15 protein-coding genes are annotated in these 15258 nt (G+C 63.0%); 3 read left to right on the top strand and 12 right to left on the bottom strand.

All coding sequences use genetic code 11. The annotated features are described in order from the left end of the window. Positions 1 to 3 precede the first annotated feature (3 nt). The gene (locus tag LOY69_RS00335) at positions 4 to 594 is read right to left on the bottom strand and encodes a hypothetical protein (protein WP_110594123.1); all 591 of its coding nucleotides are present in this window, start codon (positions 592 to 594) and stop codon (positions 4 to 6) included. Beyond that, positions 560 to 1300 (bottom strand): SURF1 family protein, encoded by a 741-nt coding sequence (locus LOY69_RS00330; protein ID WP_110594124.1) that lies wholly within the window; start codon positions 1298 to 1300, stop codon positions 560 to 562. Before LOY69_RS00330 ends, LOY69_RS00335 begins: the two co-directional genes overlap by 35 nt. 70 nt (positions 1301 to 1370) lie before the next feature. Between LOY69_RS00330 and LOY69_RS00325 the strand changes: the two genes are divergently transcribed. Beyond that, positions 1371 to 1574, top strand: coding sequence for a twin transmembrane helix small protein (locus LOY69_RS00325; protein ID WP_016967712.1), 204 nt, complete (start codon positions 1371 to 1373; stop codon positions 1572 to 1574). A gap of 14 nt (positions 1575 to 1588) precedes the next feature. On the opposite strand, the gene LOY69_RS00320 is transcribed toward LOY69_RS00325, so the two are convergent. From LOY69_RS00320 to coxB, 4 genes are all read right to left on the bottom strand, one after another. Then, the gene (locus LOY69_RS00320; RefSeq protein ID WP_102881438.1) at positions 1589 to 2476 is read right to left on the bottom strand and encodes a cytochrome c oxidase subunit 3; all 888 of its coding nucleotides are present in this window, start codon (positions 2474 to 2476) and stop codon (positions 1589 to 1591) included. Between the two features lie 33 nt (positions 2477 to 2509). Further along, positions 2510 to 3067 carry a cytochrome c oxidase assembly protein gene (locus tag LOY69_RS00315; RefSeq protein WP_102862478.1) on the bottom strand — a complete coding sequence of 186 codons (558 nt, stop codon included), beginning with the start codon at positions 3065 to 3067 and terminating at the stop codon, positions 2510 to 2512. A gap of 111 nt (positions 3068 to 3178) precedes the next feature. After that, on the bottom strand, positions 3179 to 4774 hold the full coding sequence (gene ctaD / locus LOY69_RS00310; RefSeq protein ID WP_102881437.1) for a cytochrome c oxidase subunit I: 1596 nt from the start codon (positions 4772 to 4774) through the stop codon (positions 3179 to 3181). 82 nt (positions 4775 to 4856) lie between these two features. Next, positions 4857 to 5984 (bottom strand): cytochrome c oxidase subunit II, encoded by a 1128-nt coding sequence (coxB, locus tag LOY69_RS00305; RefSeq protein WP_265073984.1) that lies wholly within the window; start codon positions 5982 to 5984, stop codon positions 4857 to 4859. A gap of 372 nt (positions 5985 to 6356) precedes the next feature. On the opposite strand from coxB, the gene LOY69_RS00300 reads away from it, so the two are divergent. Then, entirely contained in the window at positions 6357 to 7007 is a 651-nt protein-coding gene (locus LOY69_RS00300; RefSeq protein WP_102881436.1) for a hypothetical protein, read from the top strand. Between the two features lie 69 nt (positions 7008 to 7076). On the opposite strand, the gene LOY69_RS00295 is transcribed toward LOY69_RS00300, so the two are convergent. The 3 genes from LOY69_RS00295 to LOY69_RS00285 form a co-directional block, all read right to left on the bottom strand. Further along, positions 7077 to 8612 (bottom strand): SulP family inorganic anion transporter, encoded by a 1536-nt coding sequence (locus LOY69_RS00295; protein ID WP_110652528.1) that lies wholly within the window; start codon positions 8610 to 8612, stop codon positions 7077 to 7079. A 91-nt stretch (positions 8613 to 8703) separates the two neighbouring features. Continuing rightward, positions 8704 to 9438: a carbonic anhydrase gene (locus tag LOY69_RS00290; protein ID WP_102862473.1), complete on the bottom strand. Its 735-nt coding sequence runs from the start codon at positions 9436 to 9438 to the stop codon at positions 8704 to 8706. Between the two features lie 242 nt (positions 9439 to 9680). After that, positions 9681 to 10739 (bottom strand): PA0069 family radical SAM protein, encoded by a 1059-nt coding sequence (locus tag LOY69_RS00285; RefSeq protein WP_110594127.1) that lies wholly within the window; start codon positions 10737 to 10739, stop codon positions 9681 to 9683. A gap of 194 nt (positions 10740 to 10933) precedes the next feature. On the opposite strand from LOY69_RS00285, the gene LOY69_RS00280 reads away from it, so the two are divergent. Then, on the top strand, positions 10934 to 11290 hold the full coding sequence (locus LOY69_RS00280; protein ID WP_170001358.1) for a hypothetical protein: 357 nt from the start codon (positions 10934 to 10936) through the stop codon (positions 11288 to 11290). A 46-nt stretch (positions 11291 to 11336) separates the two neighbouring features. Here LOY69_RS00280 and LOY69_RS00275 read toward each other — a convergent pair whose 3' ends face one another. Genes LOY69_RS00275 through LOY69_RS00265 form a run of 3 tightly spaced genes read right to left on the bottom strand, consistent with a single transcriptional unit; the run spans position 11337 to position 15193 of the window. Continuing rightward, entirely contained in the window at positions 11337 to 12641 is a 1305-nt protein-coding gene (locus LOY69_RS00275; RefSeq protein WP_265073983.1) for a c-type cytochrome, read from the bottom strand. 12 nt (positions 12642 to 12653) lie between these two features. Next, positions 12654 to 14438, bottom strand: coding sequence for a GMC family oxidoreductase (locus LOY69_RS00270; RefSeq protein WP_102862469.1), 1785 nt, complete (start codon positions 14436 to 14438; stop codon positions 12654 to 12656). A gap of 2 nt (positions 14439 to 14440) precedes the next feature. After that, a complete protein-coding gene (locus LOY69_RS00265) occupies positions 14441 to 15193 on the bottom strand; it encodes a gluconate 2-dehydrogenase subunit 3 family protein (RefSeq protein ID WP_102881430.1) in 753 nt (250 codons plus the stop codon). Between the last annotated feature and the right edge of the window lie 65 nt (positions 15194 to 15258).

Genomic DNA, 15258 nt, shown 5'->3' with positions numbered 1-15258 from the left:
CCCTTATCCGATATTCGACAGTTTCAGCAGGTGCCGCAGGTCATTGAGCAGGTCCTTGCCCTTGACCCGAGCGTCGTAGCGCAACACCAGATTGCTGTGGGGGTCGACGATCCACAGCTGCGGCGCGTCCTTGTCGTTGACGCCTTTGGCATAGGTCACCAGGTCCAGGGGGTAGCGTTGCAACTGCGGGTACTCGCGCTGCAGCCTGGCTTGGTATTCGGCGCTCAGCGGCTGGGCGCTGGCCAGGGCATGGCTGGCCCGCGAAGCATCGCGGCCCAGGGCCACCTGAATCTGCCGCGCCAGGTACACCAATTGCTGGCAATCGGCATCACACGCCTTGGGGGCCGTGACCAGGATCTGCCAGCGAGCCTCCTCGGACTGCACGCCGATCTGCGCCCGAGTCTGGCCATTGCCAATCAGCTCACCGTGATAGCTGCGGCTTTCCGGCACCCAGAACTGCAGCTTGTACATGCCGGTGGCGAGGATCATCGGACCGATCACCATCAGCAGGATCAGGATCAGTTGCCAACGGCCGCGGCGCCGGTTGGGCACCTGGGCGTCAGAGATGTTGGGTGGATTCATGGCCGTTCCCATGGCGGTTCTCCCGTGCGTTGTGCCAGCCGAAATAGAGATAGAGGAGCAGCAGGGCCAGGGCCATGGCGAACCACTGCACGGCATAGCCCAGGTGTTTTTCCGGCCCCATGGCCACCACCGGCCACGCGGTCAGGTAGGCGCCAGCACCGGACTCCTGACGCACTTCATGGTTGAAGCCGCTGCGGCCAAGCTCGGCCCAGAGAGCCTCCGGGTTCACGGCGGTGATCAACCGTGGCCAGCGCGCAGCAGCCGGGTCGGCCTGCAGCTGGAACGCCGCGCCCGGAGAAACGTAGACCCAGGCATCCAGACTCAGGCTCTGCTCCGGGGTGCTGAATGCCGCAGGCGTGCGCCGATCGGGCCAGGGCAGCCAGCCACGATTGACCAGCAACCAGCGCCCGCTGGCCTGATCAAGGAAGGGTTGCAGCAGCTCGACCCCGACCTTGCCGTCGTGCAGGCGGTTGTCCAGCAGCAGGCTGTGATCGGCATCGAAATGACCGTGCAGGCGCACCCGGCGAAAGGCCGGGTCCTCGACCGCCAGCAACTCGAACAGCGACACCGGCTCGGCCGCGCGGCGCTCGGCGTAGCTGGTCAGCAATTGGCGCTTCTGCTCGCCACGGCTCAGTTGCCAGAAGCCCAGGGAAACCAGCGCAGGCAGCAGCAACAGCACCACCAGGGTCGGCACGACTCCCGGCCGGAAGCCTTTCATGACCGGCCCGCAAGGCTGAGAAATCCACTCGCTATACTGCTGTACATCGCGTTTCCCCCGGAGTCCCACCATGCTCAAAGCAGCCATCGTCCTGATGCTGATTGCCACGGTTATCAGCCTGTTCAGCGGCCTGTTCTTTCTGGTCAAGGACGACAGCCAATCCAAACGCCTGGTGACCGCCTTGAGTATTCGGGTATGCCTGGCCGCAATCACCGTGGGCTTGATCGCCTGGGGTTTCTTCAGCGGCCAGCTGGTGTCCCACGCGCCCTGGTAGGGCGCTGCAGGTCCTCAGAGCACGTAGACAAAAACGAACAGGCCGATCCACACCACATCGACGAAGTGCCAGTACCAGCTGGCCGCTTCAAATCCGAACTGATGTTCGGCGTCGAAATGCCCACGCATGACACGCATCAGCATCACGAACAGGATCAAGGTGCCGATGGTCACGTGGGCGCCGTGGAAACCGGTGAGCATGAAGAAGGTGGCGCCGTAGATCCCCGAGCCCAGCGTCAGGCCCAGCTCGCGATAGGCGTGGATGTACTCTTCGGCCTGGAAGCCGAGGAAGGCGCAACCCAGCAGCACGGTCAGCGCCAACCAGATCTTCAGCGCTCCACGATGGCCTTTCTTCAGGGCATGGTGGGCGATGGTCACGGTGACACTGGAACTGACCAGCAGCACGGTGTTGAGCAGCGGCAAGCCCCAGGGGCTGATGGTGCCCGTGGGCGATGGAAAGAGTTTCGGATCGGGGTTGTTGAGCAGGGGCCAGACGAACTCGAAGTTCGGCCAGAGCATATGGGCGATGCCCTTGTTCCCCTCACCGCCGAGCCAGGGCCCGGACAGGTGTCGCACATAGAACAGCGCGCCGAAGAAGGCCAGGAAGAACATCACTTCGGAAAAGATGAACCAGCTCATGCCCCAGCGAAACGAGCGGTCCAGCTGAGCACTGTACAAGCCGGCGCGGCTTTCCTTGATCACCGCGCCAAACCAGCCGAACAGCATGTAGGCCAGCAGCAGGCTACCGACGAAAAAGATCAGCGGGCCATGGGATTCCGGGCGCGCCGCCTTGAGGTCGTTGAACCAGGTCGCCAGGCCGAACACGGTGACGAACATGCCCACCGTCGCAATGATCGGCCACTTGCTCTGGGCAGGAACGTAATAGTGCTCATGAGTCGCCATGGGTTGTTCTCCTTATCGGGCACGCCAGATCGTCTATCCACCGGTCTTGGCGGCAACCGCCACCGGTGGATGACGCGCGGTGATATCGAACAGCGTGTAAGCCAGCGTCAGGTGCTTCACATCCTTGGGCATGTCGCGGTCAACGATGAAACGCACCGGCATCTCGATCTTCTCCCCGGGCTGCAGCACCTGCTGGGTAAAGCAGAAGCACTCGGTCTTGTGGAAATACATGGCCGCGCTGCTGGGGGAGATGCTCGGGATGGCCTGGGCGCTCATCGGGTGATCGCTGGGGTTGCGGGCGATGAAGACCATCTCGTTCACCGCCCCCGGATGGACCACGATGTCATCAGACTTGGGATAGAACTCCCAGACCATGTCGATGGCGTTGGTGGACAGGAACTGCACCCGCACCTGGCGCGAAGCGTCGATCTGCTGCCCCTGGTCCGCGTACTGCCCGCCGGTCTTGCCATTGATGCCCAAGGCCTTGCACATCACGTCGTAGATCGGCACCAGGGCAAAACCGAAAACGAACATCGCCGCCACCACCAGCAACAGGCGGGTCACCAGCTTCTTCAGCGAGATCTCGGCCATCTCAACGTCCTCCCGAACCTGTAGGAGCCGGCTTGCTGGCGAACCGGGCGATGCGTTCTATCGCCTGGCCCGACGCCTTCGCGAGCAAGCTCGCTCCTACAACACAGCTGTTCATTTCACTTCCGGTGGCGTGACGAAGGTGTGGTACGGCGCCGGCGATGGAATGCTCCACTCCAGCCCTTCGGCCCCTTCCCACGGCTTGGCCGGGGCCGGTTTGCCACCGCGAATGCACTTGATGACGATGAACAGGAAGAAGATCTGCGTCGCGCCGAAGGTGAAGGCCCCGATGGAGGACACCATGTTGAAGTCGGCGAACTGCAGGTTGTAGTCCGGAATCCGCCGCGGCATGCCCGCCAGACCCACGAAGTGCATAGGGAAGAAGGCCATGTTCATGCCGACGAAGGACAGCCAGAAGTGCAGCTTGCCCAGGGTTTCGTCGTACATGTACCCGGTCCACTTGGGCAACCAGTAATAGGCCGAGGCGAAGATCCCGAAGATCGCCCCCGGCACCAGCACGTAGTGGAAATGCGCCACCACGAAGTAGGTGTCCTGGTACTGGAAGTCCGCCGGGGCGATGGCCAGCATCAACCCGGAAAAGCCGCCAATGGTGAACAGAATGACAAAGGCCACGGCGAACAGCATCGGCGTCTCGAACGTCAGCGCGCCCTGCCACATGGTGCTCACCCAGTTGAACACCTTGACCCCGGTGGGCACGGCAATCAGCAGGGTGGCGTACATGAAGAACAGTTCGCCCACCAGCGGGATGCCCACCACGAACATGTGGTGCGCCCAGACGATGAACGACAGGAAGGCGATGGCCCCGGTGGCATAGACCATCGAGGTGTAGCCGAACAGCGGCTTGCGGCTGAAGGTGGGGATGATCGAGCTGACGGCGCCGAAGGCCGGCAGGATCATGATGTAGACCTCGGGATGGCCGAAGAACCAGAACACGTGCTGGAACAACACCGGGTCGCCGCCGCCGGCAGCGCTGAAGAAGCTGGTGCCGAAGTGAATGTCCATCAGCATCATGGTCACGCAACCGGCCAGCACCGGCATCACTGCGATCAGCAGGAAGGCGGTGATCAGCCAGGTCCAGACGAACAGCGGCATCTTCATCAGGGTCATGCCCGGGGCACGCAGGTTGAGGATGGTGGCGATCACGTTGATCGCCCCCATGATCGAACTGATACCCATCAGGTGGATGGCGAAAATGAAGAAGGTCACGCTTTCCGGGGCGTAGGTGGTGGACAGCGGGGCGTAGAAGGTCCAGCCGAAGTTCGGCCCGCCGCCGGGCATGAATAACGTCGAAACCAGCATCAGGAAGGCCGCCGGCAACAGCCAGAAGCTGAAGTTGTTCATCCGCGGCAGGGCCATGTCCGGGGCGCCGATCATCAGCGGAATCATCCAGTTGGCCAGGCCGACGAAAGCCGGCATCACCGCGCCGAAGACCATCACCAGGCCATGCATGGTGGTCATCTGGTTGAAAAACGCCGGCTCGACGATCTGCAGCCCGGGCTGGAACAGCTCGGCGCGGATCACCATGGCGAAGGAGCCGCCCAGCAGGAACATCGCGAAGCTGAACCACAGGTACAGGGTGCCGATGTCCTTGTGGTTGGTGGTCAGTACCCAGCGCATCAGGCCCTTGGCGGGACCATGGGCGTGGTCATCATGGCCGGCGTGGCCGTGGTCATCGATCACTGCACTCATGCCCTGTCTCCTGCAAACGGGTGGGCTGGACGCTCAGGGACACTGCACCCCGAGCGGTTGCGGAAATACCCAATAAGCCGGCTCATTTGCTTTCCGCCTGTTTCAGCGCCAGCACTTCTTTTGGCGTGACCATGTCGCCCTTGTTGTTGCCCCAGGCGTTGCGCTCGTAGGTCACCACCGCAGCGATGTCGACTTCCGACAACTGCTTGCCGAAGGCCGCCATGGCAGTCCCCGGTTTGCCGTAAAGGACGATATTCAAGTGATCGCCCTTGGGCCCGGTGGCGATCTTCGAGCCCTTGAGGGCCGGGAACATCGGCGGCAGGCCCTGGCCTTCCGCCTGGTGACAGGCGACGCAAGCGGTGTGGTAGACCTTATCGCCACGGGCCACCAGCTCATCGAGGGTCCATTCCTTGCTGGTCAGCTCCTTGAGCTTGGCGGCCTCGGCCTTGCGCTCGCCCATCCAGGTGTCGTAGTCGGCCTGGCTCTTGACCTCCACCACGATCGGCATGAAGCCGTGGTCCTTGCCACACAGCTCGGCGCACTGGCCACGGTAGATGCCGGGCTTGTCGACCCGGGTCCAGGCTTCGTTGACGAAGCCCGGGATGGCGTCACGCTTGACCGCAAAGGCCGGCACCCACCAGGAGTGGATCACGTCGGCGGCGGTCACCAGGAAGCGCACCTTGGCCCCCACCGGCAGCACCAGGGGCTGGTCGACTTCCAGCAGGTAGTGCTCGCCCTTGACGCTCTTGTTGTGGATCTGTTCGGCGGGGGTGGCCAGGTTGCTGAAAAACTCCACATCCTGGCCGAGGTATTTGTAGTGCCACTTCCACTGGTAGCCGGTGATCTGGATGTCCACGTCCGGCTCGCTGGTGTCGTACATCTTGATCAGGGTCGCCGTCGCCGGGACGGCCATGGCCACCAGGATCAGGAAGGGGATGATGGTCCAGAGGATTTCCACAGTGGTGCTTTCGTGGAACCGGGCCGGGACCTGGCCCGTGGAGCGGCGGTGAACGATCATTGACCAGAACATCGCGCCGAAGACGATGACGCCGATCACCACACAGATCCAGAAGATGGTCATGTGCAGGTCGAATACCGCGTGGCTTATCTCGGTAGCCCCAGGCGTCATATTCACCGTCCAGGCGGCTTGCGCCTGGCTGAATATCGACAACAACAGGAGGCCCATCCAGACATGTGGATGTCGCATCATTGCGGGTTCCCCTTATCGTTCTTGTTATCCCGCCGGCTTAACACCTGCGGCAAGGGAGCGGCTGCCTAGACTACGAACTTAAACCGGCCGGGCCTCGCTGCATTTGCAGTCGGGCGTCATCAGCTAACTTCATACAATGGCGAGTATAGACAGCGACTCTGACCTCGCAACGCGAGGGCGTAAATCAGCTGAAACACTGGAAAGGAGGTTTGCAGGCCACGGCACAAAAGGGATCGAGTGCCCGGGATGGCAGAACGATATAACCCCGCTGTCTAAGCATGAAATAATTATGACAAATGCGTCTTAAGCATTTTCGTAAGCAGGCTAACTTATGTTCTCCCTATTCAATTGCCCTTGTTCCCTGGAGTTTTCATGAACACCGCCGCATTGCGCGAGCAGATCCAACTGGCCCGGCAACACGAAGCCAGCACAGGCCTTCTGACCCGTCAGTTGGAAACGCAACTGCCTCACCTGCACCCTGCCATCCAGCTGCCCGAAGTCGACGCCAAGGACGTCATGACCCGTTTCGTCAGCGCCTACATCGACCAGGTTCCGGACCTGCTGGACGCCGCTAATGCGGTGGCCCGTGAAGCCGGCATCGAATCGCAGATCAAGCCTGTACTGAAGATCGCCGAGCAATTCTTCCTCCAGCCGCCGGCCATCATGGACGGCCACGTCGGCCTCGACAGCCTGCTGGACGAAGCCTACCTGGCACTGCGCCTGGTGGAAGAGGTTAACGATCTGTACATCAAGCACTTCGGCCGTCCACTGATCCCCCTGGACATGACGGTCGCCAACCTCATCGCCCACCAACTGATCGGTGAAACCTTCGCCAACCAGCTGGACGAAGCGGTACACCACGCGGTCGACGCCATGCTCGACGAAGAAAGCTTCGCCCTGGAATCAGTGGAAGCCTACCGCGACAAACTCAACAGCCCGGACACCGAGGCCGCCTGGAAACGCTGGCCCTGCCTGTCACGCCAGCTGGGCGTGGAGCTAGAGCTCGACCAGCCCGCCGCCTGAACCCACTCCTCGCCAGCAAGGCTCGCAACGAGCCTTGTGGCGAAGGGGGCAGCCCATTCCCTGCTGCCATCAACTTCTTGCTGACGCCACTCCAATCCCACCACCACTGCTCAAGCGTCCTTCCAGGCGTCGCTTCAAGCCCCGCGCCTCGATCATCAACCGCGACCCCTTGGCCTGATTGGCCCGAGTCCATTCCTCCAGCAGCTCCAGGCAGGCGTGATCGATGTAACTGAGGTGGTTGAGAGGCACATGCACCGTCGTCGCCGGTGGAATGCTCGCCAGAACCCGAGTCAGGGCCGGCACTTTGAGAAAGGTCGCGGCCCCCATCAGACGCAGCTCCATCTCGCCGGCGGCGGGAAGGTCGATCAGGCTGATCTTCAAGCGCGAGGCCTTGAACGCCAGCTTGGCCAGCGTCAGGGCAAAACCTATCAGCACCCCGGTCAGCAGATCGCTGAAGACAATCGCCAGGGCCGTCACCGCGTAGGTCAACATCGGCATCCGCCCGTAGCGCCCCAGGCCGCGAAAGACCTTGAGGTCCACCAGCTTGAAGCCGGTGTAGACCAGCACCCCGGCCAGGCTCGCCACCGGAATGCTCTGCAGCACGCTGGACAGCAGCAACACGAAACCCAGCAGCCACAGACCATGGAAGATCGTCGAGAAACGGGTCTGGGCCCCGGCCTGGACGTTGGCCGAACTGCGCACGATGACCCCGGTCATCGGCAAGGCCCCAAGCAGGCCGCAGAGCATATTGCCCACGCCCTGGGCCGACAGTTCACGGTCGAAGTCCGAACGCACGCCGCTGTGCATGCGATCCACCGCCGCGGCAGACAGCAAGGTCTCGGCGCTGGCAATGAAGGCCACGGCGAAGGCCGCGATCAACAGGTTGGGGTCCGCCAGATTGAGCAGGTCGGCGGGGCGCAGCCAGTCGATGGCCTCACTCAGGTTGGCCGGCACCTCGACCCGCTTCACCTCCAGGGCCAGCACCAGGCTGGCCAGGGTCGCCAGGCCCACACCCAGCAACGCCCCCGGAATGAAGCGCAGCGATTGTGGCCGCCACTTGTCCCACCCCCACATCAGCGCGATGGTCGACAACCCCAGCAAGCCCGCCTGCCAACCCAGACTCGGCAAGGCCTGGGCCAGCGCCTGAGGGAAACCGACAAGGTTAGCCAGCCCCGAGGCCTGGGGCGCGGCATCGAGCATCACATGCACCTGGGACAGCACGATCAACACACCAATCCCCGCCAGCATGCCGTAGACCACCGCCGGCGCCGTGACCCGGAACCAGCACCCCAGGCGCAGACGCCCGGCCAGCAATTGCAGCAGCCCGGCCAACAGCAGGATCGGCCCGAGCATGGCCACACCGTGCTGGCGCACCAGTTCGAACACCAGCACCGCCAGCCCGGCAGCCGGACCGCTGACCTGCAAGGGCGAGCCCGCCAACCAGCCCACCACCAGCCCGCCGATGATCCCGGTGATCAGGCCCTTGGCTGGCGGCAGGCCCGAGGCAATGGCGATCCCCATGCACAGGGGCAGGGCCACCAGAAACACCACCACCGAAGCCAGCAGCTCCCGTGGCAGGACACTTTTCAACTGTGCTGCACGCATGACAGTTCTCCTGACTTTTGTTCAGGCGTGGCAAAGCCGGACCGCCAAACGGCGGCCCTGGCTACAACCACTCAGGTGTATTTAGGCGGGATTAGAAGCGCGCTTTGGGCGTCGCCACGGGGATCGGATGAGTGCCATCGAGCGGCAGGAAACAACCCTTGTCCGCGTCGTAGGCCTTGATCGAACTGGTCTCGATGTCGTAGACCCAGCCATGGATGAACAATTGGCCGTTGGCCATGCGCGAAGCCACCGAAGGGTGGGTGCGCAGATGCTGCAACTGGGCGATGACGTTCTCCTCGGTCAGCACATGCATGCTGGAGGATTCATCGGCGCAATCGCAGTTCTCGTGGACCATGGTCCGCGCCACTTCGGCGTGCCGCAGCCAGGCCTTGACCGTAGGCATTTTCTCCAGGCTTTGCGGATTGAGCACCGCGCGCATGGCGCCGCAGTCCGAGTGCCCGCAGACGATGATGTGGTGCACCCCAAGGGCCAGCACCGCGTATTCGATCGCCGTGGAAACACCCCCGTTCATCTGCCCATAGGGCGGCACCACGTTGCCCACGTTGCGGGTCACGAACAGGTCGCCGGGAGAGCTCTGGGTAATGAGTTCGGGAACGATGCGCGAATCCGCGCAAGCAATGAACATCGCCCTTGGCCGCTGGGCGGTGGCGAGTTTCTTGAACAGTTCTTCCTGCTGCGGGAAGACTTCATGATGAAAATGCAAAAAGCCGTCAACGATATGCTGCAGCGCTGCATCGGCGGTTTCGGCAACCTCGGTGGGTGCGGGAGCCGACGCAGCCAACGGCTGTTTATCCTTGTCACTCATGATTCAGCCTCTCTGTCGGATTTGGTGAATTTTCCAGAATTATCCGGCACGACGCCAGTAATCGATTAAAAAATAACCGGGGCGCCGACCGCGACCCGTCGGTCACTTGATGGGCAAGGTAGCGCTAAAAACTTAACTCAAACTGAATGGAACGCTCTAGAACGCCACTATGGGCGATGTCAAAAGGTGACCAGCGGACCTCCGTCAGCAACATCCGCTAGGCAACCATAGGCCAATGCTTCTCACAGCAACGACATCTGCCCCCCCGGCGGACAGAAGGCCGAGCAATCAAGATCGAAGCCCGCGCGCCGATCGAGCCCCAGGCGCTTGAGCGCCTTGGCGAAACGCTGGGCCAACAGGTCGGCGAAGGGCCCCTCACCGCGCATGCGGCTGCCGAAACGGCTGTCGTAGAGCTCACCACCCCGGCTCTGGCGGATCAGGCTGAGCACATGGGCGGCCCGCTGCGGGTAATGCGCCGCCAGCCACTCCTCGAACAGCGGCGCCACCTCCAGGGGCAGGCGCAGCATCATGTAGGCCGCACTCTGCGCCCCTGCGGCATGGGCCTCGCTGAGCAGGCTTTCCAGTTCGCTGTCGTTGATCATCGGGATCATCGGCGAACACAGCACCCCCACCGGAACGCCCGCTTCACGCATCACCCGGATCGCCCGCAAACGCGCCTTGGGCGCCGCCGCCCGGGGTTCGAGAATGCGCTTCAACTCATCGTCCAGGGTGGTCAGGCTGATCATCACCGCCACCAGCCGCTGCCGGGCCAGCTCGACCAGCAGGTCCAGGTCCCTCAGGATCAGCGAGCCCTTGGTGACGATGGTCACCGGATGCCGATAGCGCAGCAGCACTTCGAGGGTGCGTCGGGTCAGTTGCTGCTCACGCTCGATGGGCTGGTAGGGGTCGGTATTGGACCCCAGGTTGATCGGGGCACAGCGATAGCCGGGCTTGGACAGTTGCTGCTCCAGCAGCGCGGCGGTGTTGCTCTTGGCGATCAGCTTGGTTTCAAAATCCAGCCCCGGGGACATATCCCAATAGGCATGGCTGGGCCGCGCGTAGCAATAGATGCAGCCGTGCTCACAGCCGCGATAGGGGTTGATCGAGCGATCGAAGGGCAGGTCAGGCGAGGTGTTGCGGGTAATGATGGATTTCGCCGTTTCAAAACGCACCTCGGTGCCCTGGGTCAGCGGCACTTCCTGGTACCAGCCGTCGTCCTCGGCCACCGAACGATTGGGCGCGAAACGATTGTGCGGATTGCTCGCGGTACCGCGACCACGGGGAGGCAGGGGGGTGAACATGGGAGCGCTCCATTACTGTATGCATACACAGTAATGGAGCCGGATTTATCTGACCAGCACCGCCGGACCGAAACCCACCCCCCGCAAGTGAACGCTCCCCGGCGCGACACAGGCCGCACCTTCGCTGGCAAGCCGGCTCCTACAGGTTTGTGGCGTTGGGGTATAAGGCAGGCTCAAAGAACAGGAGCGCAAACATGCCCAGGACACCTGGCAGGCTGGAAAAGATCTTCTACGCAGCGGATGCCTACCTCCCCAGCTACGAACAAGGCGCCGACCTGATCATCGTCAGGGCGCCCGACGGCCAGCTCTGGGGCCTGGCCTGCGAATTCGAGCTGTGCACCCAGGACATCGAAAAGGCCACAGTGAACGACCAGCAACCTTTCGATGAAGCGGACCCGAAGTTCGCCGCGGTGCGCTGGAGCCCCCACCACGATGGCATCGGCCTGCTCCCCGCCAGCTGGGAAGACCTGATGAACGCCGGACTGGCGGACTGCATCGCCGGCTATCAACTGGAAAGCCGCTTGGGCATCCAGCGCTTCACCCAGGACTGAACAGCCACCACCGGACCGACGCCCGCAGCGGGCGCCGGCCTCGACGCTAGCGACCAGTGAACGGCCCCAAATCATCGTTGGACGTGCTCTGCAGGTCGCCATTGCGCAACGCCGCCACGTCCCCGGCCTTCACCGCCGACGCCTGGTTGCCCCAGCTGCCGCGGATGAAGTTGACCACATCGGCCACCTCCTGGTCCGACAGGCGCCAGGCGAAAGGCGGCATGGTGAAGGTCGACGGCGCGCTGTGGGTGGCCGGCAAGGTGCCGCCCTTGAGCACGATGTGAATCAGCGAGGTGGCATCCGCCGATTGCAGCACCGGATTGCCCGCCAGCGCCGGGAACACCCGGGTGTAGCCCTGGCCGTCGGTGCGATGGCAGGCTGCGCAGTTGTCGATGTACACCGCCGCGCCGGGCTGGCTGTCGTCACCTTTCCACAGGGCTTCGGCCACCTGCTGGTCATACGAGTGCGGCTGATCCTTGGGATCATTGGCCGGCAGCGACTTGAGGTAGCGGGCAATAGCCGTCAGGTCGGCCTCGCTCATGTACTGCATGCTGTGCACCACCACATCGCTCATGCCGCCGAACACCGCACTGCGATCGCTGCGGCCGGTCTTGAGGAACTGCACCAGCTGCTCTTCGCTCCAGCTGCCCAGGCCATCCTTGTGGTCACCGCGCAGGCTCTTGGCGATCCAGCCCTCCAGCGGCGCACTGCCGGACAGGAAAGCACTGCCGTCGCTGGCGCTCAGGGCCTTCTCCTGCATGGTCAGGGCCCGTGGCGTGTGGCAGGCGCCACAGTGGCCCAGGCCCTCCACCAGATAGGCACCGCGGCTGATCACCGGATCGCTGCCGGTCGCGAGCGCCGGGGTCTCCACGCTCGGGGCGAACATCCAGCGCCAGATCGACAGCGGCCAGCGCATGCTCAGGGGCCAGGGAATGTCGCTGTCCTGGTTGTCCCTGACCACCGGGGCCACGCCTTTCATGAAGTAAGCGTACAGCGCCTGCATGTCGGCGTCGCTGACCCGGGCATAGGACGGGAAGGGCATGGCCGGATACAGGGTGCTGCCGTCCTTGGCCACGCCATGGCGCACGGCCTGGTCGAAGTCCTCGAAGCTGTAGTCGCCAATACCGGTCTTGTCCGGGGTGATGTTGGTGGAATAGATCACCCCGATGGGGGTTTCCATCGGTAGCCCGCCAGCGAACGGCTTGCCGTCCTTGGCGGTGTGGCAGGCCACGCAGTCACCGGCACGGGCCAGGTACTCGCCCTGCTTCACCAGGGCCTGCTGATCCACTTCGGCGGCGCTGACAGAGGCGCTGCCCAGCAGCGCCAGGGTAGCGATAACGAGTGCTTTCATGGTCATCGCTCCTTATGCCTGCACCAGCGGGCCGGGGTTTTTCAGGTACTGCTCGCGGATCGCCCGGGCCGACCAGTAGGTCAGCGCCGCCACCAGGCCGGTGGGGTTGTAGCCCAGGCCCTGGGGGAAGGCCGAAGCCCCGGGAACGAAGACGTTGTGCACGTCCCAGCTCTGCAAGTAGCGGTTCAGGGCGCTGGTCTTGGGATCGGTGCCCATGATCGCGCCACCGTTCAGGTGGGTGGTCTGGTAGGACGCGGTGTTGAAGTGCTCGCCCACCTGCTTGCCCAACCGGGCAATGGCCTTGGGGTTCATCGCCTCGGCGATCTTGCCCATCTTCTCGACCATGAAGCGGTTCATCTTGATGTCGTTTTCCTGCCAGTCGAAGGTCATCCGCAGCAGAGGCAAGCCGTAGGCATCGCGGTAAACCGGGTCCAGATCCAGGTAGTTGCCACGGTAGGACTGATGCGCGCCGTGGGCGTCCATGGATACCTGGTGGGTGTAGTAATCGGCAGTGGCCTTCTTCCAGGCGCTGCCCCACGTCGGGGTGCCCGGCGGGTTCGAGGTGCCGGCGATCGGCCGGCTGCCGGCCTGGTTGACCCACATCGGCGAGCCGCCGACGAAGCCGTGCGGGCCGTGGTCGAAGTTGTCGGCGTTGAAGTCGTCCACCGCCACACCATTGCCGCCGGCGCCGATGAAGTTGTTGGTGTGCACGTCCTTGTCGAAGTAGGCCTTGATGGTGGCCATGTTCTGGTAGGCGAAGTTCCGGCCCACCACGCCTTCGCCGCTGATCGGGTCGTAGGGCTTGCCAATGCCCGACAGCAGCATCAGCCGCACGTTGTGCAACTGGAAGGCGCCGAGGATCACCAGGTCCGCCGGCTGCTCGATCTCCCGGCCCTGGCCGTCGACATAGGTGACGCCCGTGGCGCGGGTCTTGCTGCTGTCGAGGTTGACCTTGAGCACGTGGGAATTGGGGCGCAACTCGAAATTCGGCAACGGCTTGAGGGCCGGCAGGATGTTCACGTTGGGCGAGGCCTTGGAATACATGTAGCAGACGTAGCCGCTGCAGAAGCCGCAGAAATTGCACGGGCCCATTTGCGCGCCATAAGGGTTGGTGTAAGGCCCTGAGGTATTGGCCGACGGCAGGTTGTAGGGCTTGTAGCCCACTTCATGGGCGGCTTTCTGGAACAGCTGTGCGGAATAGGTGTTTTTCTGCGACTCCAGGGGGAAGTGGTCCGAGCGATCCGGTGCATAAGGGTTGCCGCCCTTGCCGTCGCCCACCAACTGGCCCTTCACGGTCCAGGCCTGGCCCGAGGTGCCGAAGACCTTTTCCGCGAAGTCGAAGAACGGCTCCAGCTCTTCGTAGCTGACGCCGAAGTCCTGGATGGTCATGTCCTTGGGGATGAAATGCTTGCCGTAGCGCTCTTCGTAGTGACTACGCATGCGCAGTTCGATGGGGTCGACGCGAAAGTGCACGCCAGACCAGTGCAGGCCGGCACCGCCCACGCCGTTGCCCGGCAGGAAGGCGCCGAGTTGCCGGTTGGGCAAGGCCACGTCGTTGACGCTGTGGCGAATGGTCACCGTTTCTTTGGAAATGTCCTGGAAGAGTTTCTTGCGCACGCTGTAGGTGAGCTCGTCGATCACCTGGGGATAACTGCCGTCAGGGTAGGTGTCCTGCATTGGCCCGCGCTCCAGCGCCAGCACGTTGAGCCCGGCTTCGGTCAGCTCCTTGGCCATGATCGCGCCGGTCCAGCCGAAACCGACGATCACCGCGTCGACCTTCTTCATCACTGTTGCCATGCTCAAGCCCTCTGGCCGCGAATCGATACTGCCGGGAAGGGGTATTGCTCGTTGCGCTCCACCCAATCCATGAAATCGGCGCGCGCGCCGGGAAAGCCGATCAGGGTCCAGCCCACCAGGCCTTTATTGCCGCCGTGGATCGGATCGCTGAAGAAGCCTTCCTTGGTGTTCTGCAACAGCAGATTGAAGAAAAGCTTGGCCGGGAGCGCATCGAACTGCGGGGTTCCAGCTTCCAGCTGCTTGAGCAAAGCGTCTCGGGTAGCGCTGTCTTGCGCAGCAAAAACTTGACCCTTGAGGTCTTTGCACCATGCATCCACAGCGGCAATGCCCAGGCGATAGATGTCTTTGGGCACCAGCTTGCTCTGCCAACCCATCTCCGGTGCGGCGTCGGCCTTGAACGGGCCTTGCATGTACCACAGGGCGCCGGCGGCGTAGGGGGTGTTCATTTGACGGTCGATGTACTCCGGCACCCCGGCTTCCAGGGCACCTGGCCCCATTTCGTCCGCCGGGATCAGGCGTTCCACCGCCGCCTTGATGAAGGCCCACTCTTCGGCGCTGAAGTAACTAGGCTCATAGTTCTGGCTGCCGCTGGGCAGCTTGCTCGGCGCCGCCGGCCTGGCAGCGACGGCCGTCTCGGGCGCGGCCGCCAGCATGGAACTGCCCAGGCCGGTACTGGCGACAGTGACCACAGGGATCAAGGTCAAGGATTTACGCAAAAACTCACGCCGCGGGTTGTCTCGATCTTGATCAGACATGGGTGCACCTCATCAGGCATTGATGGAAAGGTCAGCCGCGTCATGGCGCGACTTTGTGTTTTGGC

Source organism: Pseudomonas sp. B21-059, from assembly GCF_026016285.1.
Classification (GTDB): domain Bacteria; phylum Pseudomonadota; class Gammaproteobacteria; order Pseudomonadales; family Pseudomonadaceae; genus Aquipseudomonas; species Aquipseudomonas danubii.
This window is presented reverse-complemented; position numbering and strand designations above follow the sequence as displayed.

Excerpts from the sequence above, each read along its gene's own strand:
- LOY69_RS00335 (WP_110594123.1), bottom strand. The coding sequence starts at position 594 with ATGGGAACGGCCATGAATCCACCCAACATCTCTGACGCCCAGGTGCCC.
- LOY69_RS00330 (WP_110594124.1), bottom strand. The coding sequence starts at position 1,300 with ATGAAAGGCTTCCGGCCGGGAGTCGTGCCGACCCTGGTGGTGCTGTTG.
- LOY69_RS00325 (WP_016967712.1), top strand. The coding sequence starts at position 1,371 with ATGCTCAAAGCAGCCATCGTCCTGATGCTGATTGCCACGGTTATCAGC.
- LOY69_RS00320 (WP_102881438.1), bottom strand. The coding sequence starts at position 2,476 with ATGGCGACTCATGAGCACTATTACGTTCCTGCCCAGAGCAAGTGGCCG.
- LOY69_RS00315 (WP_102862478.1), bottom strand. The coding sequence starts at position 3,067 with ATGGCCGAGATCTCGCTGAAGAAGCTGGTGACCCGCCTGTTGCTGGTG.
- ctaD (WP_102881437.1), bottom strand. The coding sequence starts at position 4,774 with ATGAGTGCAGTGATCGATGACCACGGCCACGCCGGCCATGATGACCAC.
- coxB (WP_265073984.1), bottom strand. The coding sequence starts at position 5,984 with ATGATGCGACATCCACATGTCTGGATGGGCCTCCTGTTGTTGTCGATA.
- LOY69_RS00300 (WP_102881436.1), top strand. The coding sequence starts at position 6,357 with ATGAACACCGCCGCATTGCGCGAGCAGATCCAACTGGCCCGGCAACAC.
- LOY69_RS00295 (WP_110652528.1), bottom strand. The coding sequence starts at position 8,612 with ATGCGTGCAGCACAGTTGAAAAGTGTCCTGCCACGGGAGCTGCTGGCT.
- LOY69_RS00290 (WP_102862473.1), bottom strand. The coding sequence starts at position 9,438 with ATGAGTGACAAGGATAAACAGCCGTTGGCTGCGTCGGCTCCCGCACCC.
- LOY69_RS00285 (WP_110594127.1), bottom strand. The coding sequence starts at position 10,739 with ATGTTCACCCCCCTGCCTCCCCGTGGTCGCGGTACCGCGAGCAATCCG.
- LOY69_RS00280 (WP_170001358.1), top strand. The coding sequence starts at position 10,934 with ATGCCCAGGACACCTGGCAGGCTGGAAAAGATCTTCTACGCAGCGGAT.
- LOY69_RS00275 (WP_265073983.1), bottom strand. The coding sequence starts at position 12,641 with ATGAAAGCACTCGTTATCGCTACCCTGGCGCTGCTGGGCAGCGCCTCT.
- LOY69_RS00270 (WP_102862469.1), bottom strand. The coding sequence starts at position 14,438 with ATGGCAACAGTGATGAAGAAGGTCGACGCGGTGATCGTCGGTTTCGGC.
- LOY69_RS00265 (WP_102881430.1), bottom strand. The coding sequence starts at position 15,193 with ATGTCTGATCAAGATCGAGACAACCCGCGGCGTGAGTTTTTGCGTAAA.